Here is a 21,842-nt window from a genome sequence, read left to right as displayed (position 1 = left end):
CAGGTTTTTTTTATGTTGCAGCAAAGTGTGATGAACAGCGCAAATATCAGCGCCGGTCGGAAGCATTCCCTACGACTTCTTTATACGCATGCCAGGTCGCATGGCCGATCACAGGCATGGCGATAATGAAACCCAGGTTCCAGGTCATGAAGCCGAGCACCACAAAGCTGACGATGATCAGCGCCCAGACGATGGTTGCCGGCACATTGATGAACAGCGCCACGCAACTGATAATCATCGAAGTGATGGCATCGCTGTCTCGGTCCAGCATCATAGGAATCGAGACCCAGCTGATCGCGAAAACGATACTCGCAAAGATAAAACCGATGCAGGCATAGACCAGAATAAATTCCAGATTATTCAGTGAAAATAACTGCGTCAGAAAACCATGCATGGTAGGCATGCCCTTGTTGTAGAACAGCGCAAAAATCACCAGCGAAGCGCGCGCCCAGACCATCAGTATCACTGCAAGCACGAGTGCCAGCACGCCGATATTGCTCCAGCGGCCACGCATGGAAAATACACTGCCGAGCAAACCGGAACGCACGTTTTCTATACGGCGGCTGATGTCATACAAGCCCAGCGCCAGCAAGGGGCCGACCAGTAAAAAACCGCAACTGAGTGCGGACACATATTGCGGCGCGTGGCTGAGCACGAGATTGAGTATCAGCCCCATCGCGGCAAAACAGATGCCGTAAAAAATACTGGCGCTGCCAGATTCGCGAAAATCGTCCCAGCCCAGCCGCAGCCAGGTGAAGGGACGAAACATGGCTATGCGGCGGATAGGTGGAAAGGGTGATGCGGTATCGATGATGGTGGTAATGTCGGGTGGCGCGCTGTCACCACCTCGTCCCTGAGTCTGGTCTGCCATGCTGTCTCCATCGTTTTTGTAGTGGATTGTCCATCTTGATCTGGATCAATACATTCATACTATGACAACAAAATGGCGCTTGGCAATGACCGCCGACGCGAAAACGGTAATGACTTTAGATGCAGTGCGGCATAAGTACCGCGTCAGCAATACGGAAGATGCGGCATTGATGGATACTCCCCCATGTATTGATAAAAACAGCCCTGATGTCCTTATAAACAAAGGACTTTAAAATATACTGGTGGGAGTATATTTGAGGCTCAAAATTGATACAGCAGCATCAGTGACGCGGCAGTTGCTGCAAAAATGCCGACAAATGACGTATCAGCTCAGGTGAAACCGGCAGCGTGGGATCAAAATACGAGGCCATTTGTTTCTTTGCATCGGCCGGTACTATTTTCAAGACATGATTCATGCCGCTGATGACGTGGAGTTCTGCGTCTGGTTTTGCCGCTTTCAATGCCTCGGCCTGGCTGCGATCAACCTGAATATCAGTATCGCCCTGCAAAATCAGTACCGGCATCGTGAGTTTGCGGATTTCCTGTACCGGCGTATAGCGGAACTGGGAAATCAGATACGGCTGCACACTTTCGCGATACAGAAACTGCAGTGCAGGCGGCACGCTGGCGGTCGTTTTCCCTGCCTGCAAAGTCTGCAAAATCTCTTCATTCGGCTTCACCAGATCGGGCGGTAATTTGCCATACAATTGCTGACGTAACACGTCCGCTAAATTGCTGCCAGCGCCCGCAACCGATACCAGCGCGCTGACGGGGACTTGCTGCGCGGCGAGCATCGCAATCAGCGAACCTTCGCTATGTCCCAGCACCACCACATCAGAAAAACGCGTATCCGCTTTCAGCATCTTCAGCCAGGCAGCGGCATCATCAACATAGGTTTCAAAACGTATCGCCGATTCCGTCGTTGCCACCGCAGCGCTGTCGCCCACACCCCGTTTATCAAAGCGCACCGACGCATAGCCCTGATTTGCTAATCCTTCTGCCAGCATTTTCAGACTATTGTTATTGCCGGATGATCCTGCACTGTTGCCATTGCGATTCGTCGGGCCAGAGCCCGCGATGATCAGCACGACCGGGACTTTCGCGCTGCCTTCCGGCTGCAATAAACTGCCCTGTATCTCGCCATTCGCCGTTGCCAGGGAAATACCACGTTCCGTGCTGGCGGCTTGCGCTGGCGGCGCGCAGAACACGGCAGTCGATAACATCAGCGCACTACACATCTGCCACATTTTTTTCATAGGGTTTCCTCAGTTTGAAGAACAATCATGCTGGTATCAGTACATCAGACCAGGGGCATGGAGCATACGTTCAAAATAAGTCAGTAAGTTATCGACAGCAGGAAGTTCACGCTGCCTAAAAAAGACAATAACACACCATTTGCAATAGCCACGCGCTTGTCACACTCTTGCGCGCGCAAATGAAAAAGCCCCGTGCGATCAGGCAACGGGGCTTTTTTGTGTGGCGCGGTCAGCAATGACCTGCCGGATCTGAACGCAGATTATTTCTTGCGTTGCGGTGGCAAATCCGTGCAGACGCCTTTATAGACTTCCGCCGCCATGCCGATAGATTCACCCAGCGTTGGATGTGGATGGATAGTTTTGCCAATATCCACCGCATCTGCGCCCATTTCAATTGCCAGCGCAATCTCGCCTATCATGTCACCGGCATGCGTACCGACGATGCCACCGCCGACGATGCGTTTGGTGTCTGCATCAAACAGCAATTTGGTGAAACCTTCGTCGCGGCCATTCGCCACAGCACGGCCAGAAGCCATCCACGGGAACAAGCCTTTTTCGACTCTGATGCCTTTGGCTTTGGCTTCGTCTTCGGTCACACCGACCCATGCAACTTCAGGATCAGTGTAAGCAACCGACGGAATCACCTGTGCGTCGAAGTAGGCTTTTTCACCAGCAGCAGCTTCGGCAGCCACATGTGCTTCATGCACGGCTTTATGCGCCAACATAGGCTGACCAACCAGATCACCGATCGCAAAAATATGCGGCGCATTGGTGCGCATCTGTTTGTCGACGTTGATGAAACCACGATCAGTCACGGCAACACCTGCTTTGTCGGCAGCAATTTTCTTGCCGTTAGGACTGCGACCAACCGCCACTAACACCAGATCATAGACTTGCGGCGCCGGTGCAGCTTCGCCTTCAACTGCGGATGCAAACGTGACCTTGATGCCTTCCGGCAGTGCTTCAACGCCGACCGTTTTGGTTTTCAGCATGATGTTGTCGAAGCGTTTTTCATTATGCTTCTGCCAGACTTTGACCATGTCGCGGTCTGCGCCCTGCATCAGGCCATCCATCATTTCAACCACATCGATACGCGCACCGAGTGTCGAATACACCGTCGCCATTTCCAGACCGATAATACCGCCGCCGATCACCAGCATGCGTTTCGGCACCTGACGTAATTCCAGTGCGCCGGTGCTGTCGACGATACGTGGGTCAACAGGAACAAACGGCAGATTCACGACGGAAGAACCAGCCGCAATAATCGCCTGCTTGAACTGCACCACTTTTTTCGTGCCGTCTGCCGCAGTGACTTCAATGTGATAAGGGCTGAGGAATTGACCGACGCCTTGCACGATATTGACCTTACGCGCTTTCGCCATGCCAGCTAAGCCCGTCGTCATTTTTTTGATGACGCTTTCTTTGTAGCCGCGCAGCTTGTCGATATCGATCGCCGGTTTCGCAAATGTCACGCCCAGCGCTTCCATGTGCGACGTTTCATCGATCACCGCCGCAACGTGCAGCAGCGCTTTGGATGGAATGCAACCGACATTCAGACAGACGCCGCCGAGTGTAGAATATTTCTCTACCAGCACGGTATTCATGCCGAGATCGGCAGAACGAAACGCAGCAGAATAACCGCCAGGACCGGCACCGAGTACCATCATGTCGCACTCGATATCGACCTGACCTGTGTAGCCAGACGCAAGCGGTGCAGGAGTAGCTGGAGCAGCCGAAGCAACTGAGGCAGCAACAGCAGGCGCGACCGCAGCAGATTCCGCAGATGTTGCGCCCGCGGCTTCCACCAACAGCAACAACGAGCCTTCGGCGACTTTATCACCGACCTTGACCTTGACTTCTTTGACCACACCGGCGTGGCTGGAAGGAATCTCCATGCTGGCTTTGTCCGATTCCACCGTGATCAATGACTGATCGACCTTGATCGTATCGCCCACTTTGACCATGACTTCGATGACTTCAACTTCTTTGAAATCGCCGATGTCCGGCACTTTAACTTCGACAATGCCTGTCACCGTTGCTGCAACCGCTGGCGCAGCAACCGGGGCTGCGGCTGGGGCAGAGACCGGCGCTGCAACTGCCGGAGTAGCCGACGCAGCAGGCGCTGCTGCCGATGTCGCACCTTCCGCCTCAACCACCAGCAAAATACTGCCTTCGGCAATTTTATCGCCCAGCTTCACTTTCAGCTCTTTGATCACGCCCGCGTGGCTGGCAGGAATTTCCATGCTGGCTTTATCGGATTCAACCGTCACTAAGGACTGATCGACCTTGATCGTATCGCCAACCTTGACCAGCACTTCAATCACTTCGACTTCTTTGAAGTCGCCGATATCGGGAACTTTAACTTCGATAGCACTCATAGCCTGGTCTCCGCTCACAGCAAGGTTTTACGCAGATCCGCCAACACGTCGGCCAGATAAGCAGTGAATTTCGCGGCCATCGCGCCATCAATCACGCGGTGGTCGTAAGACAGTGACAGCGGCAGCATCAGACGCGGCTGGAATGCTTTACCGTCCCACACCGGTTTGATGCTGGATTTCGACAAGCCCAGAATCGCCACTTCAGGTGCATTGATGATAGGCGTGAACGCCGTACCGCCGATACCGCCGAGCGAAGAAATCGTGAACGTTGCGCCTTGCATATCAGCCGGTTTCAGTTTGCCTTCGCGTGCCTGGGCAGACAATTCACCCATTTCCAGCGCGATCTGCGATAGCGTTTTCTGATCTGCATTTTTCACCACAGGCACCACCAGGCCATTCGGTGTATCAGCGGCAAAACCGATGTTGTAATACTGTTTCAGAATCAGATTTTCACCAGTGGCGTCGAGTGAAGAATTAAAGGCAGGGAATTTTTTCAGCGCAGCCACACTCGCTTTAATCACGAAAGCCAGCATCGTCAGCTTGACACCGGATTTTGCCATCGCTTCGTTTGACGATTTACGGAAATCTTCGAGGCCGGTGATATCAGCTTCGTCGAATTGCGTGACGTGCGGAATCATGACCCAGTTGCGATGCAGGTTCGGGCCGGACAATTTTTTGATACGTGACAAAGGTGAAATCGTCGTCGCGCCAAATTTGCTGAAATCCAGCGATGGCCAAGGCAATACATCAAGGCCGACGCCGCTGCCATTTTTCGCCGGAGCAGAAACCGCAGCAACAGCGGTGCTGCCAGCCATTATCCCTTTGACGAAGTTTTGCACGTCTTCTTGCGTAATACGACCTTTCGGACCAGAACCGGCAACACGGGTCAGATCAACACCGAGTTCACGCGCAAATTTGCGTATCGATGGTGAGGCATGCGCTTTACCGGCAGCCGCTGTCGCCACTGGTGCGGCAGCTGTTACCGCTGGTGCAGGGGCAACCACCGGCGCGGATGCGGGTGCAGGTGCTGCGGCCACTGGCGCGGCGGGCGTCGCAGGCGCAACAGCTGGCTGAACTGGTGCAACCGCGGGCACTGCCGCTGCATCACCACTGGCTTCGACGATCACCAGTAATGAACCTTCGGCAACCTTGTCGCCAACCTTGACTCTGACTTCTTTCACCACGCCCGCATGACTGGAAGGGATTTCCATGCTGGCTTTATCTGATTCGACGGTAATCAGTGACTGATCGACTTTAATCGTATCGCCGACTTTGACCATCAGCTCAATGACTTCCACTTCCTTGAAATCACCGATATCCGGCACTTTGACTTCAATAGTACTCATAGCTTTCGCTCCGCTTTGCTTGATCTGGGAAGAGAGTCACGCGACGCATGACTCTCCTGCTTTGCCTGGGTGAGATTACACAGTCACCGGATTTGGTTTGTCTGCGTTGATGCCGTATTTCGCGATTGCCTGAGCCACAACGGAAGCAGACAAAGCACCTTCGTCAGCCAGCGATTTGAGTGCAGCGATCACGACGAAGTAACGGTTCACCTCAAAGAATTCACGCAGTTTGGCACGGGTGTCGGAGCGGCCGAAACCGTCCGTTCCCAGAACCTTGTAGCTGCGGTCTTTCGGAATGAAAGCACGTACCTGTTCAGCAAACGTACGCATATAGTCCGTCGATACCACGATAGGGCCTGCTGTGTCTTTCAGGCACTGCGTGATGTATGGCACACGGGCCGTTTCTGTCGGATGCAGCATATTCCAGCGTTCCGCATCCTGACCATCACGTGCCAGAAGAGTGAACGAAGGTGCAGACCAGACATCGGCTGCAATGCCCCAGTCAGATTGCAGCAATTCAGCAGCGGCGATCACTTCGCGCAGGATGGTGCCGGAGCCCAGCAACTGCACGCGATGTTTGGTTGTTTCTGCCGATTTTTGCAACTGGTACAGGCCTTTGATAATACCTTCTTCCTGACCGGCTTTCAGGCCAGGATGACTGTAGTTCTCATTCATCAGAGTGATGTAGTAGAACACGTCTTCCTGATTCGTCACCATACGACGCAGACCGTCGTGCATGATGACCGCCACTTCATGTGCGAAGGTCGGATCGTAAGGCACGCAGTTCGGAATCGTCGATGCCAGCACATGACTGTGACCATCTTCATGCTGCAAGCCTTCGCCGTTCAGCGTCGTGCGACCGGCAGTACCGCCAAGCAGGAAGCCGCGTGCTCGCATATCGCCCGCTGCCCACGCCAGATCGCCGATACGCTGCAGACCAAACATTGAGTAATACGTGTAGAACGGAATCATCACGCGGTTATTGGTCGAGTAAGAAGTCGCTGCGGCGATCCAGGAACTCATACCACCGGCTTCGTTGATACCCTCTTGCAGAATCTGACCGGCTTTATCTTCGCGGTAGTACATGACCTGATCTTTATCGACAGGCTCATACAACTGACCAACCTGGCTGAAAATACCGATCTGACGGAACAAGCCTTCCATACCGAAAGTGCGTGATTCATCCACCATGATAGGTACGACGCGCGACCCCAGACTCGCATCACGCAACAGGGTCGTCAGGACGCGGACATAGGCTGCCGTCGTCGAAATTTCACGTCCTTCTGCAGTAGGTTCCAGCATGGACTGAAAGGCGGACAAAGCCGGTACCACCAGTTGTTCATCCGCTTTCTGGCGACGTTGTGGCAGATAGCCACCAAGTGCTCTGCGGCGTGCATGCAGGTATTGCATTTCCGGACTATCGTCAGCCGGTTTGTAGAACGGGATCGCTGGCAGATCTGCATCGGCGATCGGTAACTGGAAGCGGTCACGCATTGCCTTGATCGCTTCATCATCGAGTTTCTTGGTGTTGTGCGCCGTGTTACGCGCTTCACCGGATTTACCAAAACCAAAGCCCTTGATACTTTTTGCCAGAATCACGGTCGGTTTGTCTTTGCTTTCCTGCGCCACTTTATAGGCGGCGTAAATCTTGTGCGGATCATGACCACCGCGGGTCAGACGCCAGATATCGTCATCCGACATTTTGCTGACCATTTCCAGCAATTTCGGATGCTTACCGAAGAAGTGTGCTCGCACATAAGCGCCATCTTTCGCTTTGTAGTTCTGATATTCACCATCCACGGTTTCCATCATCACTTTCTGCAGAATGCCTTCTTTGTCTTTCGCCAGCAATTCATCCCAGCCACTGCCCCAGATCACTTTGACGACATTCCAGCCGGCGCCACGGAAATCGGATTCCAGTTCCTGAATGATCTTACCGTTTCCACGTACAGGGCCGTCCAGACGTTGCAAGTTACAGTTGACCACAATCACCAGATTGTTTAACTGCTCGCGGCCAGCCATACCGATCGCGCCCATGGATTCCGGTTCATCCATCTCACCGTCGCCACAGAATGCCCACACTTTCCGTTTTTCTGTATCAGCAATCCCACGCGCGTGCAGATACTTGAGGAAACGCGCCTGATAAATCGCCATCAGCGGGCCAAGCCCCATAGAAACCGTCGGGAACTGCCAGAAATCAGGCATCAGCTTAGGATGCGGATACGAGGACAGGCCTTTTCCATCGACTTCACGACGGAAATGCAGAAGCTGCTCTTCGGTCAGACGACCTTCCAGAAATGCTCGTGCATAAATGCCCGGCGCAGAATGTCCCTGGATGTACAACAAGTCACCGCCGTGGTCTTCGGTCGGTGCGTGCCAGAAATGGTTGAAGCCTATACCCAGCATATTGGCCAGCGAGGCAAAACTGGATAAATGCCCGCCTAAATCGCCGTCAAGACGATTGGCTTTCACCACCATCGCCATCGCGTTCCAGCGCATGATGGAGCGCAGTTTTTCTTCGATTTCCAGATTACCGGGGCAATGTTCGCCCTGATCAGCCGGAATGGTATTCACATAAGCTGTATTGCTGGAGAACGGGATTTGCGCGCCACGGCGGCGTGCCAGATCAGCCATGCGCTCCATCAGGTAGTGAGCGCGCTCAGGACCTTCATTTTCTATCACGGATTCGAGCGCATCGAGCCATTCACTCGTTTCCATCACATCTGGATCATTGACGGCTTGCGCCAGAACTTGGTCTATCTGGGGTGACATAGGAGGTCTCCTGTTGGTGCGCTTTCGAGTTGAGGGCGCGTTAGCATATCGACGAACATAAACTGAAATTTTATTTATGCAGGCATTCTAGCAGTGTTTTTTAATTTTCCAAATAGCGATATTCAATTTCATAATGCGATATTTTGTTTGCGTCGCAACATACCGTATGACTTTTTTTCCGCATCGCTTTTGAACGGCATTGCCGGATTCAGCCCTCCGTCAGACGATGCGCAAACCCTGCCCCGATCTGATCAAGGTAGTGCACAAAAAAGGAAAATGAAACTGCTGCGAGCACAGAAAATCCGAGCGAATACAGAATGGCAGGCGTACGAGGTCTTAGCTTATTGGTCTCGCCTGCCTTGGTATCACCCGACTTTGCATTGAGAGCAGCGGAAAAGATGGCCGGAAGAAAAGCAGTCTTCCGGCGCTGAAGTCATCAGCGAACGTAATGACGGATAGTTGATGGGGAGTATCTGAGCAGCGTTGCAGCAAAAAGAGGAAAGTACCACCCTGCTATTTTTTGACGCTCTTTGCTTTTTTTGCTTTCTGAAATACGGGTCCCCATATCGGATGACCAATTTCATTAGGCATCAGATCAAAACCAGGATCGAGCTTTAAAGCCCGCTCAAATTGCTGGCGACACAGTTGTGTTCTGGATGTCACGCAATAACTGAACGCCATCGTTTTCAGCGCATTGAGCTGCAAAGCCTTGTTGTTACCAGTCCAGATTTCCGTCGCGCCACTGAGTTTCCTGATCGCGCCGTTGTAATTGCCGTCATTGTATAAAGCATTTCCTTCGTTGTATGCCTGCACATCCGCGCTGATCGCTGGAGCGCTGGTTGCCGCTTCCGGTGCAGCATTAGCAGCAGCGACCGGCTTAGTTTCTTTCGATTTCACTGCCACTTTTGGTGCCGGCACATTCTTAGTGGCAGTTTCGCATCCCTGCAAAAAAACACAGATCAGAAGCAGACTGCAGACAGGGAAAAGACGCAATATATTCTTCATTTTACTCAAACTTATTTTGCAACGAATTCATGCTCGATAACACTGGTATTCGCTTTACCGGCATCCACTTCGATCAGGAAATCAGGAAAGCCCGGATTAGTGATCCGGATCTTGTGTTTAGCTTTCGTCAGACTTAAATTTTTCAATGGCGGACTGGCACCAGTCTGCACGCCATCGACAAACACAGTACCCCAAGGTTTGATGAGCAGTTTAACATTCACTTTGCTGACCGTCGGCTCTGCTGCAGTATTTTGTGCCTTCGCCAGCTCTGCCGACCGTGTCAGCTCATTCAGACGGGCTTGCGCAGCAGCCGCATATTTACCATCGGGATATTGCTTTAAAAATGCGCTGATCGCTTTCGGATCAGCATGTTCGCTGTTACTCAGTTTTTCCCACGCCTGGGTTTCCTGATCAGCTTGATTGACAAGTGCTGCCTCCGGTGAAACAGATGCAACTGCCACGGATGCTGCTGCACTTTGCTGCGCAGGCGGTGTGGCAGGCTGAACTGATGGCGTTACCGTATGATGATCCGCGGTGAAATAAGCGCCAGCCGCGCTCACGATAAAAATACCGGCAATGACTGCGAGCCCTTTGCGGCCTTTTAATCTCTCGCTGAGCACGTGCACCTTATCACGCAAGGCTGCGGAACTGCCTGCGGCTGACACCTGCTTGTCGCGGCGAGTGTCCGTGCGGTTGTTGGATGATGAAGGATCGCCGGTATCCGCACGCGCACTGTCGCGGTCAGCGCGCTGGGATGATGATTTACGCGATTTACGGGATGAGGCCAGCGCACTGATCCCCAGTAAACGCCTGAATTCATCCATTGTCTGCGGCCTGTCCTGCGGCTGTATCGCCAGCGCCTGATCAACCGCACTCAGAAATTTTGTACTGAAACCGGGATGCGCATCTTGCTGCAAAGGCCGCAGCGTGTCCTTGACCACACGTGCCACAGACATTACCGGTGGTGATTTGACGATCATGAAGTACATCACCGCAGCCAGCGCATAGATATCGGTCCAAGGTCCCTGACGCAGATCGTCATCATCAGCATATTGCTCGACCGGCGCATAGCCAGGCTTCAGGATAACGGTTAATCCCTGCGTCATGTCACCGATAATCTGGCGTGCTGAGCCAAAATCAAGTAAAACTGCATCGCCGTTTTTTTGCACAATGATGTTATCGGGAGAGACATCTCTGTGCAGTATTCTCGCGTGGTATAAAGTGTCCAGCGCATCCAGAATCTGCCGGAAAATAAATTTAAGCCAGGCTTCCGTCACGAGCTCTGGATGCGTCGCGGCAATCTCCTTGAGTGTCACTCCGTCGTAATGACGCATGACCATGTAAGCTGTCTTATTCTCTTCCCAAAACCGGTACACTTTGACCAGCGACGGATGATCAAACTGCGCCAGTAACCGGGCTTCATTGATAAAACTCTTGAGACCGGCATCAAAGGTTGCTTTGTGCCGGCCGGTATGCACGACAACACTGCCATCCTCCGCTCTTCCGGCCAGCGCGACCGGCATATACTCCTTGATCGCCACAGTACGCTGCAAAGAGTGATCAAAGGCAAGATAGACAATGCCGAAGCCGCCCTGCCCCAATACACCGGTAATTTCAAAATCATTCAGTCGGGTGCCGTTCGCAAGACAATTTCCGGTTCCGTCCGGTAGCTCACCGGCGGTATCGTTATCGGGTAATTTAATGGTATTCAAGGCTTAATCAGAGACTAAAATTAGAGGCTGAAATCAAATGGCGAAACTGGCAGATCATCTTTTATCAAACTACGCCGGCGTCACGGATGCAAATGGCAAACGCCGAAAAATTGTCGCGACTGCCTCCGGCATCGCCGATATTTTTTTCTGCCATTGTATTCATCAGTTCTAACCACGCATGACTGTTGCTGGTGGACCGCCAGCTCTGTTCTATCTCGTCCTCGTGCACCCATTCCCAGAAACCATCCGTACAGAGCAGAAAAGCGTCTCCTTCCTGCAAAGCCAATGCCTCGGTGGTTAGTTCCGGCACCATATCACCCTCGGCGCCAATCGCGGAAAATAAAATATGACGATGGGGATGTTGTCGCAGTGCTGCATAATCCGCGTAGCCGGCATCGACCATTCTTTGCGCCAGACTGTGATCTTTCGACACCGACAGAATTTTCCCACGGCGCAGCAGATAAATCCGTGTATCCCCCAGATGTCCCCACAAGGCGCAACGATTCGCGAGGTCAATCAGCAGCGTCGCCATCGTCGAACTCATATTCTGCCGCAAGACGTTAACGGTTTTCTCTTGTGTGACCTGCTGTATCGCTGACTCGATATATGAACGCAGCGCATGGGTGCTGAACGACGCATCTTTCCTGAACTTGTCTATGATACCCGCAGTCACCAGACTGGCTGCTGTTTCTCCGCCGAGATGGCCTCCGGTTCCGTCCGCGAGGACAAAACAGGCGAGATCATCCTCGAACGCACAATCAAGTACATCCTGATTCGACTGCCTGTCACCAATCGCATTAATGGACGCGGTATCCAGACGCATGGGCATCATCGTGCCGTCACTCAGACCGCAGGGGACTCGTGCCTGGCACGTTCCACTTCACGCTCGTAGGCGGCTAAAAATTCCTTGCCGAACAAATTCTGAAATTCATCTTTCGATTCCAGCGAGAGATCTTCAAACATATCGACAAAATGATCCCACATATCGGCTTTGCGACGTGCCGGATTGATCTTATCCATGAAGGTCGGAGCCGGCAGCAAGCCTGCGAATCTGGCTGGTTCAAACCTTTTTTGCAAAGCGTCCATCGCGGCCTTCATTCCGGCGACAACGCCCAGCTGATGTGCGCGCAAATCCTGAAATGCGTCTTCCATCGCTTCCGCAGGCGTCATAAATCCCGGCATCTTTTTGCGCAGCATCTGGGTCAGCACGGTCTGACTGTCGGGGAAAAATTTTAATGGGTTATTTTTTCGTAACACCACCATGGTGACATCGGCATTCACTTCACGTTTGACCAGGGCCCGTTGTGCAATCAGACTCATCGTTCCCTCGACTGAGCTTGCGACTAATTTGCCTAATGTTTCCATCATTTCCGTTGTCAGCCCGGAAGAAAGATGCAAAGAAGTGAGTCCCGCTCCCTGCAAAAACGCATTTAACAATTCATCGTTACCGGCGGCCTTTGCCGGTTCGGCCTGTTTTTCTGCGTCTGCAGTCACGTTCAGTGGCGCTGCTTGCGCCGGCGCGACGACCTGCTGAGCGGCGATATTTTCCTGCTTACCAAGCGCAACAGAATCAGCCTCAGGGCGCAATAAAAAACGCGGCGGTTGCGTTACGTCTTTCGGATTACCCTGCGATGCCGTGGTAACGGTGGGAGCGGCCATCACTGAGGCAGTTGGCTTCATCATGCTATCTGCACCCGCGGTGGTGGTTGGCTCCGCACTGCTTTCCGTTTCATCCGCAAGCACAGCCAGCACATACAAGCCTATCTGTACCCGGTCTCCATGATGAATCGCATATTCACGCTCAGGTTCAATTTCCTTACCGTTCACACTGACCGGATTTGCGAGGCTGACATTCATCAGATAGTGATGCCTACCGTCGCTCCAGACTTTAGCCTGAGTGCGGGAAACAAAATGTCTGGGATCGGGTAACACCAGAAAATTGTCGTCGCTGCGACCTATCGTTTGCGGCGTTTCGCTGAAACTGGCAGCAACAGGCGTAACAGGCGTTTCATTGTTATATGAAACAACGGCAATTTTTATCATTTGTCATGCTCCGGAATCAAAGCGGAAGTGTCCACGGGAAAGAGAATGGCCGGCAGGAGCCAGGCTGGTTTTAAGTCAAGCTCGGATTATGGCGCATTATTTGCTTCACGCTCAGATTGCAGCGTTAATTTTTTACCACGGCACGGCTCCGGGAATCCGCGTGGCAAAGATGATACCGGACAACAGAAACGCGTTGCCGGTGGTCGCGAGTGTCAGCAGACGATTTCTCTACCACGGCGACAAGTGAAGAATGTCGGGCAGAACCCGTATCTCGCAGTCCTGAAAACAGCAATATCTGCGTCTAAATAACACCAAGTGCCGGCATTACAACGATAAAGTAAGCAACACTAGAAAAATTACATACAGTTACAAAAAAGCAATATGAACAGTGTTATATTATTTTTCTTGTACAAAATATCGTTTTTCAGAGCGAGGATTCTATGAGTGATGCGGGCGCAGGCCAGCCATTATTATCAGAAGTGACAGGATCTTTTCATTATCAGGAATTGATTGAATCCAGACTGGGACAACCCATTGCCACGGATGTGCTGAACACTGACGCCGGACGGCTGTCCTCATCGCCCGGAGCACGGCTAGCCGCAGCCCGCAATGCGGCGGGCTGGACTGTCGAACAGGTCGCCGCACAATTGAAAATAACGCGTCATCAGGTACTCGCAATCGAAGCCGACGATTACAATTCCCTGCCAGCTCCCGCGATTATCCGTGGTTTTGTCCGTACTTACGCCAAGCTGCTCAGGATAGATTCAGCGCCACTACTGGAACTGATGCCGGATGTGCACGGCAAAAAAAAGATGTCGTCAGCCAAAGGCGCCAAAGCGCGGGCTGTTGCGGAGCATGGTAAACGCCCGGTTCATCATGCAGGCATCACTCCGCCCACTACGGCGCTTCTGATCTATGCCTTGTGTGTATTGGGACTGGTATTGGCCGTGATCATGCATAACTAGTCTGCTGTGCCGGCTGCACGCGCCGCAGATCATCCGCCGGTACACGACCATCGCTATTCCACATACTCCCCTGCAATTTAACGAAATCTGCCTTCATGTCTATATAAACACTGGGGGTAATAAATATACTCCCCCGGGTATATTTTAGACATCAAACTTACCCCGCTGATTTTCACCGACCAGGTATCTGCACGGCGGCAAACGAAGAAACGCCGAGCACACCTGAGTGTGTCAGAACAATGTCATAGCCAGCAGCAGTGAAGCATTTCCCTTCCCTGGCTGTTCAACGTATCACTTACAGATATTCCCATAGTCAGCAATCGCGTCCGCATAGTTATCCGGCAAGCCACCGCATAATTTATAATCGCGGCTTGACCTTCTTTTGCAAAGCCCATCATGACTGCCCAAATTATCAGCGGAACCGAACTCTCCCAACAAATTCGTGCCGATGTCACGCAACGAGCTGCTGCCCTGACAGCGCAAGGAAAACAACCTGGTCTGGCGGTCATCCTGGTCGGTGAAAATCCGGCATCCCAAGTGTATGTCCGCAACAAGGTCAAAGCATGTCAGGACTGCGGTTTCTATTCAGTGCTGGAAAAATATGCGACCGATCTCAGCGAAGCCGATTTACTCGCTCACATCGAAAGACTGAATCAGGATCCGAAAATTAACGGCATTCTGGTGCAACTGCCTTTGCCTGCGCACATCAATGCGAATAAAGTCATTGAGGCGATCGCCGCTGAAAAAGACGTCGATGGTTTTCATATCAGCAACGCCGGCTTGCTGATGACAGGCCAGCCGCTGTTCCGTCCATGCACACCATACGGTGTCATGAAAATGCTGGAATCGATTAATTACCCGGTGCGCGGCGCGAATGCGGTCGTGGTTGGTGCATCGAATATCGTCGGCAAGCCGCAGGCAATGTTGCTCTTGCAAGCCGGTGCCACCGTCACCATCTGCAATTCCAAGACCCGCGATCTGGCAGCGCATACGCGCAACGCCGACATTCTTGTTGTCGCCACTGGCAAACGCAATATCGTCACTGCAGACATGGTCAAACCAGGCGCCGTTGTGATTGACGTCGGCATGAATCGTGACGATGAAGGCAAACTCTGTGGCGACGTTGACTATGCGCCAACCAAAGAAGTCGCGGGTTATATCACACCGGTTCCGGGTGGCGTAGGTCCTATGACCATCACCATGTTACTGGTCAACACCATTGAAGCTGCCGAAAGAAACTAAGATGACCACCAGTTCTCCATTACTCGACTTTACCGACCTGCCGCGTTTTGCCGATATCCGCGCCGAACACATCACGCCCGCCATCACCAGTTTACTGGCGGAAAACCGTGCCGTGGTCGAACAACTGTCCGCCAGTCAGGATGAAGTGACGTGGGAAAATTTTGTTGAGCCATTGGAGAACGCCACCGAAAGACTAGGCCGTGCCTGGGGCATCGTCAGCCATCTGAATGGCGTAGCCGATACGCCTGAATTGCGGGCGGCCTACAATGAAAATCAACCAGCAATCACTGAGTTCTGGACCGAGCTGGGACAAAATCTGGCGTTGTTCGGCAAATACAAAGCCTTGCGCGCGCAAGCCGGGTTTGATGCCTTGCCTGTGGCACGCAAAACTATCATACAAAACGCGATCCGTGATTTCCGTCTGGGTGGCGCCGAGTTGCCGGATGAACTGAAACAACGCTATGCAGAAATTCAGGAAAAACACGCGATGCTGACCACGCGTTTTTCTGAAAATGTGCTCGATGCCACCAACGATTATGCGTTGCTGATCAGCGACATCAACGAACTCAAAGGTGTGCCGGAAGATGTGATTCAGGCAGCCAAAGCAACGGCTGAAAAGAACGGTAAAACCGGCTATCAGTTCACGCTGCATTTCCCTTCCTATTTCCCGTTATTGCAATACGCCGACAACCGCCAGATCCGCGAAACGATTTATCGCGCGAATGCCACCAAGGCATCCGAATTAGGTGCAAAACCGGAGTGGGATAACACAGCAATCATTGCGGAATTACTGCAGTTACGCAAAGAAGAAGCGCAATTGCTCGGCTACCGGAATTTTGCTGAGGTTTCTCTGGTGAGCAAAATGGCCGAGTCACCAGCGCAAGTCAGTGGTTTCCTTGAGGACCTTGCGCAACGCGCCCGTCCTTATGCAGAAAAAGACTTGCAGGAATTGCGCAGCTTCGCGGCAGAACAATTAGGCATCAGCACGCTTGAAGCGTGGGATGTCACCTATGCATCCGAAAAACTTCGCGAACAGCGTTATGCGTTTTCTGAGCAGGAAGTGAAATTGTATTTCCCTGAACCGCAAGTCATCAGCGGTCTGTTCCGCGTGATTCAGAACTTATTCGGTGTCACCATCCGCATTGATAAGGCAGACACCTGGCATCCGGATGTACAGTTTTATCGCATAGAAAAAGACGGACACCTGATAGGTCAGTTTTATCTCGACCTGTATGCGCGTCAGGGCAAACGCGGCGGCGCCTGGATGGACGACGCCCGTGGTCGCCGCAAAACCGCTGATGGTATACAAACACCGGTTGCCTATCTGGTGTGCAACTTCACCGAGCCTGCGACGGTCGATGGCGTACGCAAACCAGCTTACTTTATCCACGATGAAGTGATCACCCTGTTCCATGAATTCGGTCATGGCCTGCATCATCTGCTGACACAAGTTGATGATTTATCGGTCTCCGGCATTTCCGGCGTCGAATGGGACGCCGTCGAATTACCGTCGCAATTCATGGAAAATTTCTGCTGGGAATGGGATGTGCTGCAACACATGACCGCGCATGCAGAGACCGGCGAACCATTGCCGCGCAGCCTGTATGAAAAAATGATCGCGGCGAAAAATTTTCAGTCCGGTCTGCAAACCCTGCGTCAGGTTGAATTTGCGCTGTTCGATATGCGCCTGCATGATCAGTTTGATCCGCACGGAACACAATCGGTACAGGATGTTCTGAATACAGTCAGAGAACAGATTTCCGTATTTACCGCACCGGAATTCAACCGCTTCCAGCACGCGTTCAGCCATATCTTTGCCGGTGGCTACGCAGCAGGTTATTACAGCTATAAGTGGGCGGAAGTGCTATCTGCCGATGCCTATGCCGCGTTTGAAGAACACGGTAAAACCGAGGGTAGTAATCTGTCACGCACGGCGGGACAGAAATTTCAGAAAGAAGTACTGGAAGTCGGTGGTTCACGCCCGGCGCTTGAATCATTCAAAGCCTTCCGTGGCAGAGAACCCGCCATCGATGCTTTATTACGCCATAGCGGCATGTCAGCCTGAAGGAGTACAACGTGAAACGAACAACAACCGCGATGCAAGTTCTGCTGTTGCCCTTGATGTTGCTGGCCACACAAGCTCAGGCACAGCTGTATAAATCTGTTGGTCCGGATGGGAAAATCACTTACTCCGACACGCCGCCTCAGTCCAATCAGAAATTGCTGGAAAAAAAAGAATTATCCAATTCCGCAAGCACCGCGAATTTTCCTTACGAACTTGGACAAGCAGCCTCAAAAAATCCGGTGACGATCTACACGGCCGCCAATTGCGCTCCCTGTAACGACGGCAAAAATCTGCTGAAATCAGCTGGAGTTCCTTTTTCGGAGAAAACAGTAAAAACATCCGAGGACGTTGAAAAGCTAAAGCAAATCAGTGGCGATACCCAGCTTCCGGTGATGCAGATAGGCAGCAAAAAATTGCACGGTTACAATGCCGATGAATGGAAATCAGCGATCAAGTCTGCAGCCTATCCTGCCAGCAATATGCTGCCACCGGACTATCGTTATCCTGCGGCAGAAAGCGCAGCACCCTCGGCTCCGGCACCTGCGGCGGCATCCGGCGACAAACCTGTTCCGCAGAAAAAGCCTGCCAATGTCCCGGCAAGAAAGCCAGCAACAGAAAATGACTTCCGCTTCTGATATGACGCGTATCGATTTTCACAGCAACGTCGCCGACAAGCTGCATTATGCCTGCCGGCTGATACGCAAGGCGCGTGCCGCGAACAGTCAGGTCGTAGTCTATCATGACGATCTGGCAGTCCTGCGTCATCTCGATGAAGCCCTGTGGACCATCAGTGAGGCAGATTTTTTACCGCATGTGATGGCAGATGATGTACTGGCATCCATGACGCCGATTATCCTCAGTCATACCCATCTGGATCAGAGTCCCCATTTTGAATTACTGGTCAATCTGAGTGCCGCTGTGCCTGAGCATTTTTCGCGGTTTGGCCGCATGATAGAAATCGTTTCAGGCGACCAGCAGGATACGCAGGCAGCGCGTGAACGCTACCGCTATTATCAACAACAGGGCCACTCACTCAACCATAACGTCGCAAAATAAAATGAATAACCCTATCGATGCCAGCATCCCTGTTCTGACTGAAATTATCTACCCGGCAAATGCAGCCGGCGCAGAAGAGGAGACAGCAGCAACTCCCGCATCACCATTGCCGCCATCGCCAATGCCGGACGCGGTAACAGTCAGCGCTGCGACGGACCCGATGAATGGCAGTGCGACAAATCCGGCCCCGTCAGAAGAGCAATGGCAGACACTCGAGCAGAGTCTGAAAGAAAGCGTACTGAAAAACGTACTGGCGAGGGTTGATTTTGTCCTCGAGCACCGGGTCAGGGACAATCTGGCAGATGTGTTGCAGACTGCAGTTGAAGGCCTTGCAAACGAAATCCGTGCCGGTCTGAAAAACTCGCTGGAAGAACTGGTCACCAGAGCCGTCACCCAGGAAATCACCAAAGTTAAAAATTCAAAATAATTTTTTCTCCCTGTAACAACACTTCGTTACGTTCTTGCAGGATACATTTCAGCCGGCGGGCAGCGACATTTCCGGTATCGGCTTAACGCATCGCGGCCGCAGTAGCATCGATCCCAGGTATCCGCACAGAATAAAAATATACAAAAACGGCGTGATGCAGTGCACAAACAAAATATCGTGATGATGTAAAAAACCACCAGACAGAAAAAAAATATTGTCCGTCGCGGATAAAATTTCAGGATTTTTTTTACTCGCCAAGTGGCATGTTTGCACCAAATTTGTGCAACTCGCACCAGGTGTTTATTCGCTTCTCCGTGGACACCCGCTATTTATCTTCCATCTGAAAATATTCCTATCAGATAGCAGTCCTGCCAGCCGAAACCGCGTCAGCATGGGAAACATCCCATCTTACATTTTGATGCACTGCAAAGAAGTGTCTGCCGGCTTTATCCGTTTGCTTATCAAGGCTTCAACATTCAACACCGGCTCTTCATTTCTGCGAGTTAAATGCCGGCAATTAAAGTGAAAAAAATGCCCGATTTTGGCGCGTTGAAAAAAAGATTCACGTAGAAAAAAATCATGCTAAAGAGCTTTCGGAAATTTTTTTTCTGTTGTACCTTTTGTTTATTCAGTTTCCTGAATAAGTTGGCATTACAGTTTTGTAGCCCTACTTTTTAATCCTCAAGGGAGTATGTTCATGTCGTTAAAAACTAAAATGATTCCACTGGCTGGCGCGATCGCTTTCGCATTTGCCGGTTCCGCGGCAGCTCAGGAAGTCGTCATTAAAATCGGCCACGTCGGCCCTGTTTCCGGTCCTATCGCCCATCTGGGTAAAGACAATGAAAACGGCGCCAAAATGGCGATCGAAGAGTTGAACGCCAAAGGCGTGATGATCGGCGGCAAAAAAGCAAAATTCGAATTGCTGGCTGAAGATGACGGCGGCGATCCGAAACAAGGTACAACCGTTGCACAAAAACTGGTTGATGCGAAAGTCAACGGCGTGATCGGTCACCTGAATTCAGGAACAACGATCCCAGCATCTAAAATCTACAACGATGCTGGCATTCCACAAATCTCCCCTTCTGCAACTGCAGTTCCATACACTAACCAGGGCTTTAAAGGCGCGTTCCGCGTTGTGGCGAACGATGGTCAGTTAGGCGGCACGCTGGGTCGTTACGCTGTGCAAATCAGCAAAGCGAAAAAAGTTGCTGTGATTGACGATAAAACAGCCTACGGCGAGGGTGTGGCAAAAGAGTTCGTCAAGGGTGCCAAAGGCAAGGGTGCTGAAATCATCGTGCAAGAGCACACAACGGATAAATCCAATGATTTCGCCGCCATTCTGACCACGATTAAAGCGAAAAAACCTGATCTGATTTTCTTCGGTGGTATGGATGCGGTTGCAGGTCCTATGCTGCGTCAGATGAAAGCACTGGGCGTGAATGCGAAATTCATGGGCGGTGATGGTATCTGTACAGCCGACTTGGTTAAACTCGCTGGTGATGCGCTTGGCGAAGGTCAGGTCGTCTGCGCTGAAGCAGGCGGTGTTCTCGATGCGCAAAAAGTAGCCAACGACAATTGGAAAGCAGCATACAAGAAAAAATTCGGTATGGATGTGCAGATCTACGCACCGTATGTTTACGATGCTGTGATGACGATGGTTGAAGCAATGAAACAGGCTAATTCTGCAGAACCTGCAAAATACCTGCCAGTGCTGAAGAAAATCAAATATAAAGGTGTAACTGGCGATATCGCGTTTGACGACAAGGGCGACATCAAAGACGGCACACTGACTTTGTACACATACAAAGGCGGAAAACGTGAACTGTTAACTGTGACTAAGTAATCAGCGTCGCATTCAGAAAAAAAAGCCCGGTTCAGTTCGTGAACCGGGCTTTTTTAATGAACTGCTGATTCTGCGACAGATCAGCAGATCTGTCTTTCCTCAGCAGCAAGCACGAATTATTTCAACGCCAGTATCCATTTAACCAGAGTTTTCGCTTCTGCCTCAGTCACCTGTGGATTCGCTGGCATAGGAATCGCACCCCAGGTACCGCTGCCGCCCTTGATGACTTTTTGTATCAGCTTGGCTTCGGCAGTTTTATCGCCTGCATATTTTTTTGCCACTTCTTTATAGCCGGGACCGACGACTTTATTATCAACTGCGTGACAAGCCAGGCAATTTTTCGCTTTTGCCAGATCAGCATTTGCCATTGCCGAACCAGATGCCAATACTGCCAGAGCTGCGCCTACGAATAAGGAATATTTCATTGTTCTCTCCAGGTTAGAAATGCCGTTTCATTTTAACGCGTTTCCGAAATTTGAACATGGCTCAGAATATGCAGGTTGACCTGCCGTCGAATACGTTTTAATCTGCTGACAAAAGGAAACCTATCATGCTACTGATCATCCCCTTATTCTTATTGCTGGTATTAAAACTTGCCGAGGTCTCAGTGTTTGCCGCCATGTCCTGGTGGTGGATTATCGGCGGCGCCATATTTGCGTTTTTGTGGTTTGAGTTTTTCGAGCGCATGCTGGGTCTGGATAAACGTAAAGACGATGCACATTTCGAAAAAATCAAGGCAGAACGCCTGAAACGTACATTTGAGAAAAAGGTTGGTCGCCGTTGATAACGACAGATCTGCACAAAATGCAAAGCCGACACTGGGTCGGCTTTTTTTACGGACAAAAATCAGTCACGTGCGCAC

At 51.6% G+C, this 21,842-nt stretch carries 19 protein-coding genes; 9 read left to right on the top strand and 10 right to left on the bottom strand.

Features of this window, described 5'->3' with window-relative positions:
* Nucleotides 1-46: 46 nt before the first annotated feature.
* Nucleotides 47-871, bottom strand: a complete 825-nt coding sequence (locus ACPAOP_RS12690; RefSeq protein ID WP_423708269.1) for a DUF2189 domain-containing protein — start codon at nucleotides 869-871, stop codon at nucleotides 47-49.
* Nucleotides 872-932: 61 nt separating this feature from the next.
* On the opposite strand from ACPAOP_RS12690, the gene ACPAOP_RS12685 reads away from it, so the two are divergent.
* Nucleotides 933-1,103, top strand: coding sequence for a hypothetical protein (locus tag ACPAOP_RS12685; RefSeq protein ID WP_423708268.1), 171 nt, complete (start codon nucleotides 933-935; stop codon nucleotides 1,101-1,103).
* Nucleotides 1,104-1,151: 48 nt separating this feature from the next.
* Here the strand turns inward: ACPAOP_RS12685 and ACPAOP_RS12680 are convergent, their stop codons facing one another.
* The 8 genes from ACPAOP_RS12680 to tagH form a co-directional block, all read right to left on the bottom strand.
* Nucleotides 1,152-2,126 carry an alpha/beta hydrolase gene (locus tag ACPAOP_RS12680; RefSeq protein ID WP_423679349.1) on the bottom strand — a complete coding sequence of 325 codons (975 nt, stop codon included), beginning with the start codon at nucleotides 2,124-2,126 and terminating at the stop codon, nucleotides 1,152-1,154.
* Between the two features lie 260 nt (nucleotides 2,127-2,386).
* Nucleotides 2,387-4,504: a dihydrolipoyl dehydrogenase gene (gene lpdA / locus ACPAOP_RS12675; RefSeq protein ID WP_423708267.1), complete on the bottom strand. Its 2,118-nt coding sequence runs from the start codon at nucleotides 4,502-4,504 to the stop codon at nucleotides 2,387-2,389.
* A gap of 14 nt (nucleotides 4,505-4,518) precedes the next feature.
* A complete protein-coding gene (gene aceF / locus ACPAOP_RS12670) occupies nucleotides 4,519-5,874 on the bottom strand; it encodes a dihydrolipoyllysine-residue acetyltransferase (RefSeq protein ID WP_423710017.1) in 1,356 nt (451 codons plus the stop codon).
* A 51-nt stretch (nucleotides 5,875-5,925) separates the two neighbouring features.
* A complete protein-coding gene (aceE, locus tag ACPAOP_RS12665) occupies nucleotides 5,926-8,622 on the bottom strand; it encodes a pyruvate dehydrogenase (acetyl-transferring), homodimeric type (protein WP_423708266.1) in 2,697 nt (898 codons plus the stop codon).
* A gap of 513 nt (nucleotides 8,623-9,135) precedes the next feature.
* The gene (locus tag ACPAOP_RS12660; protein ID WP_423708265.1) at nucleotides 9,136-9,519 is read right to left on the bottom strand and encodes a TssQ family T6SS-associated lipoprotein; all 384 of its coding nucleotides are present in this window, start codon (nucleotides 9,517-9,519) and stop codon (nucleotides 9,136-9,138) included.
* 119 nt (nucleotides 9,520-9,638) lie between these two features.
* The gene (locus ACPAOP_RS12655; protein WP_423708264.1) at nucleotides 9,639-11,339 is read right to left on the bottom strand and encodes a serine/threonine protein kinase; all 1,701 of its coding nucleotides are present in this window, start codon (nucleotides 11,337-11,339) and stop codon (nucleotides 9,639-9,641) included.
* 64 nt (nucleotides 11,340-11,403) lie between these two features.
* Nucleotides 11,404-12,171 carry a PP2C family protein-serine/threonine phosphatase gene (locus ACPAOP_RS12650; RefSeq protein ID WP_423708263.1) on the bottom strand — a complete coding sequence of 256 codons (768 nt, stop codon included), beginning with the start codon at nucleotides 12,169-12,171 and terminating at the stop codon, nucleotides 11,404-11,406.
* An 11-nt stretch (nucleotides 12,172-12,182) separates the two neighbouring features.
* Nucleotides 12,183-13,382, bottom strand: coding sequence for a type VI secretion system-associated FHA domain protein TagH (gene tagH, locus ACPAOP_RS12645; protein ID WP_423708262.1), 1,200 nt, complete (start codon nucleotides 13,380-13,382; stop codon nucleotides 12,183-12,185).
* 440 nt (nucleotides 13,383-13,822) lie between these two features.
* On the opposite strand from tagH, the gene ACPAOP_RS12640 reads away from it, so the two are divergent.
* The 7 genes from ACPAOP_RS12640 (at nucleotide 13,823) to ACPAOP_RS12610 (ending at nucleotide 20,980) form a co-directional block, all read left to right on the top strand.
* Nucleotides 13,823-14,347 (top strand): helix-turn-helix domain-containing protein, encoded by a 525-nt coding sequence (locus ACPAOP_RS12640; protein ID WP_423708261.1) that lies wholly within the window; start codon nucleotides 13,823-13,825, stop codon nucleotides 14,345-14,347.
* A 396-nt stretch (nucleotides 14,348-14,743) separates the two neighbouring features.
* Nucleotides 14,744-15,589, top strand: a complete 846-nt coding sequence (folD, locus tag ACPAOP_RS12635; protein ID WP_423679358.1) for a bifunctional methylenetetrahydrofolate dehydrogenase/methenyltetrahydrofolate cyclohydrolase FolD — start codon at nucleotides 14,744-14,746, stop codon at nucleotides 15,587-15,589.
* Between the two features lies 1 nt (nucleotide 15,590).
* On the top strand, nucleotides 15,591-17,654 hold the full coding sequence (locus ACPAOP_RS12630; protein WP_423708260.1) for a M3 family metallopeptidase: 2,064 nt from the start codon (nucleotides 15,591-15,593) through the stop codon (nucleotides 17,652-17,654).
* A gap of 11 nt (nucleotides 17,655-17,665) precedes the next feature.
* Nucleotides 17,666-18,289: a glutaredoxin family protein gene (locus tag ACPAOP_RS12625; protein ID WP_423679360.1), complete on the top strand. Its 624-nt coding sequence runs from the start codon at nucleotides 17,666-17,668 to the stop codon at nucleotides 18,287-18,289.
* 1 nt (nucleotide 18,290) lies between these two features.
* On the top strand, nucleotides 18,291-18,710 hold the full coding sequence (locus tag ACPAOP_RS12620) for a DNA polymerase III subunit chi (protein ID WP_423682310.1): 420 nt from the start codon (nucleotides 18,291-18,293) through the stop codon (nucleotides 18,708-18,710).
* A 1-nt stretch (nucleotide 18,711) separates the two neighbouring features.
* Nucleotides 18,712-19,137 (top strand): hypothetical protein, encoded by a 426-nt coding sequence (locus tag ACPAOP_RS12615; protein ID WP_423708259.1) that lies wholly within the window; start codon nucleotides 18,712-18,714, stop codon nucleotides 19,135-19,137.
* A 697-nt stretch (nucleotides 19,138-19,834) separates the two neighbouring features.
* Nucleotides 19,835-20,980, top strand: a complete 1,146-nt coding sequence (locus ACPAOP_RS12610) for a branched-chain amino acid ABC transporter substrate-binding protein (RefSeq protein ID WP_423679362.1) — start codon at nucleotides 19,835-19,837, stop codon at nucleotides 20,978-20,980.
* A 116-nt stretch (nucleotides 20,981-21,096) separates the two neighbouring features.
* Here ACPAOP_RS12610 and ACPAOP_RS12605 read toward each other — a convergent pair whose 3' ends face one another.
* Nucleotides 21,097-21,405 (bottom strand): c-type cytochrome, encoded by a 309-nt coding sequence (locus ACPAOP_RS12605; RefSeq protein WP_423679363.1) that lies wholly within the window; start codon nucleotides 21,403-21,405, stop codon nucleotides 21,097-21,099.
* 125 nt (nucleotides 21,406-21,530) lie between these two features.
* On the opposite strand from ACPAOP_RS12605, the gene ACPAOP_RS12600 reads away from it, so the two are divergent.
* Complete coding sequence (locus ACPAOP_RS12600; RefSeq protein ID WP_423708258.1) at nucleotides 21,531-21,764, top strand: TIGR04438 family Trp-rich protein; 234 nt, start codon at nucleotides 21,531-21,533, stop codon at nucleotides 21,762-21,764.
* Nucleotides 21,765-21,842 lie beyond the last annotated feature (78 nt).

This window comes from Undibacterium sp. WLX3042, from assembly GCF_049544825.1.
Lineage (GTDB): Bacteria > Pseudomonadota > Gammaproteobacteria > Burkholderiales > Burkholderiaceae_D > Undibacterium.
Note: the sequence above shows the minus strand (reverse complement) of the source record. Positions and strands in the feature narration are given on the sequence as shown.

Excerpts from the sequence above, each read along its gene's own strand:
- ACPAOP_RS12690 (WP_423708269.1), bottom strand. The coding sequence starts at position 871 with ATGGCAGACCAGACTCAGGGACGAGGTGGTGACAGCGCGCCACCCGAC.
- ACPAOP_RS12685 (WP_423708268.1), top strand. The coding sequence starts at position 933 with ATGACAACAAAATGGCGCTTGGCAATGACCGCCGACGCGAAAACGGTA.
- ACPAOP_RS12680 (WP_423679349.1), bottom strand. The coding sequence starts at position 2,126 with ATGAAAAAAATGTGGCAGATGTGTAGTGCGCTGATGTTATCGACTGCC.
- lpdA (WP_423708267.1), bottom strand. The coding sequence starts at position 4,504 with ATGAGTGCTATCGAAGTTAAAGTTCCCGATATCGGCGACTTCAAAGAA.
- aceE (WP_423708266.1), bottom strand. The coding sequence starts at position 8,622 with ATGTCACCCCAGATAGACCAAGTTCTGGCGCAAGCCGTCAATGATCCA.
- ACPAOP_RS12650 (WP_423708263.1), bottom strand. The coding sequence starts at position 12,171 with ATGATGCCCATGCGTCTGGATACCGCGTCCATTAATGCGATTGGTGAC.
- tagH (WP_423708262.1), bottom strand. The coding sequence starts at position 13,382 with ATGATAAAAATTGCCGTTGTTTCATATAACAATGAAACGCCTGTTACG.
- ACPAOP_RS12640 (WP_423708261.1), top strand. The coding sequence starts at position 13,823 with ATGAGTGATGCGGGCGCAGGCCAGCCATTATTATCAGAAGTGACAGGA.
- folD (WP_423679358.1), top strand. The coding sequence starts at position 14,744 with ATGACTGCCCAAATTATCAGCGGAACCGAACTCTCCCAACAAATTCGT.
- ACPAOP_RS12630 (WP_423708260.1), top strand. The coding sequence starts at position 15,591 with ATGACCACCAGTTCTCCATTACTCGACTTTACCGACCTGCCGCGTTTT.
- ACPAOP_RS12620 (WP_423682310.1), top strand. The coding sequence starts at position 18,291 with ATGACGCGTATCGATTTTCACAGCAACGTCGCCGACAAGCTGCATTAT.
- ACPAOP_RS12615 (WP_423708259.1), top strand. The coding sequence starts at position 18,712 with ATGAATAACCCTATCGATGCCAGCATCCCTGTTCTGACTGAAATTATC.
- ACPAOP_RS12610 (WP_423679362.1), top strand. The coding sequence starts at position 19,835 with ATGTCGTTAAAAACTAAAATGATTCCACTGGCTGGCGCGATCGCTTTC.
- ACPAOP_RS12605 (WP_423679363.1), bottom strand. The coding sequence starts at position 21,405 with ATGAAATATTCCTTATTCGTAGGCGCAGCTCTGGCAGTATTGGCATCT.
- ACPAOP_RS12600 (WP_423708258.1), top strand. The coding sequence starts at position 21,531 with ATGCTACTGATCATCCCCTTATTCTTATTGCTGGTATTAAAACTTGCC.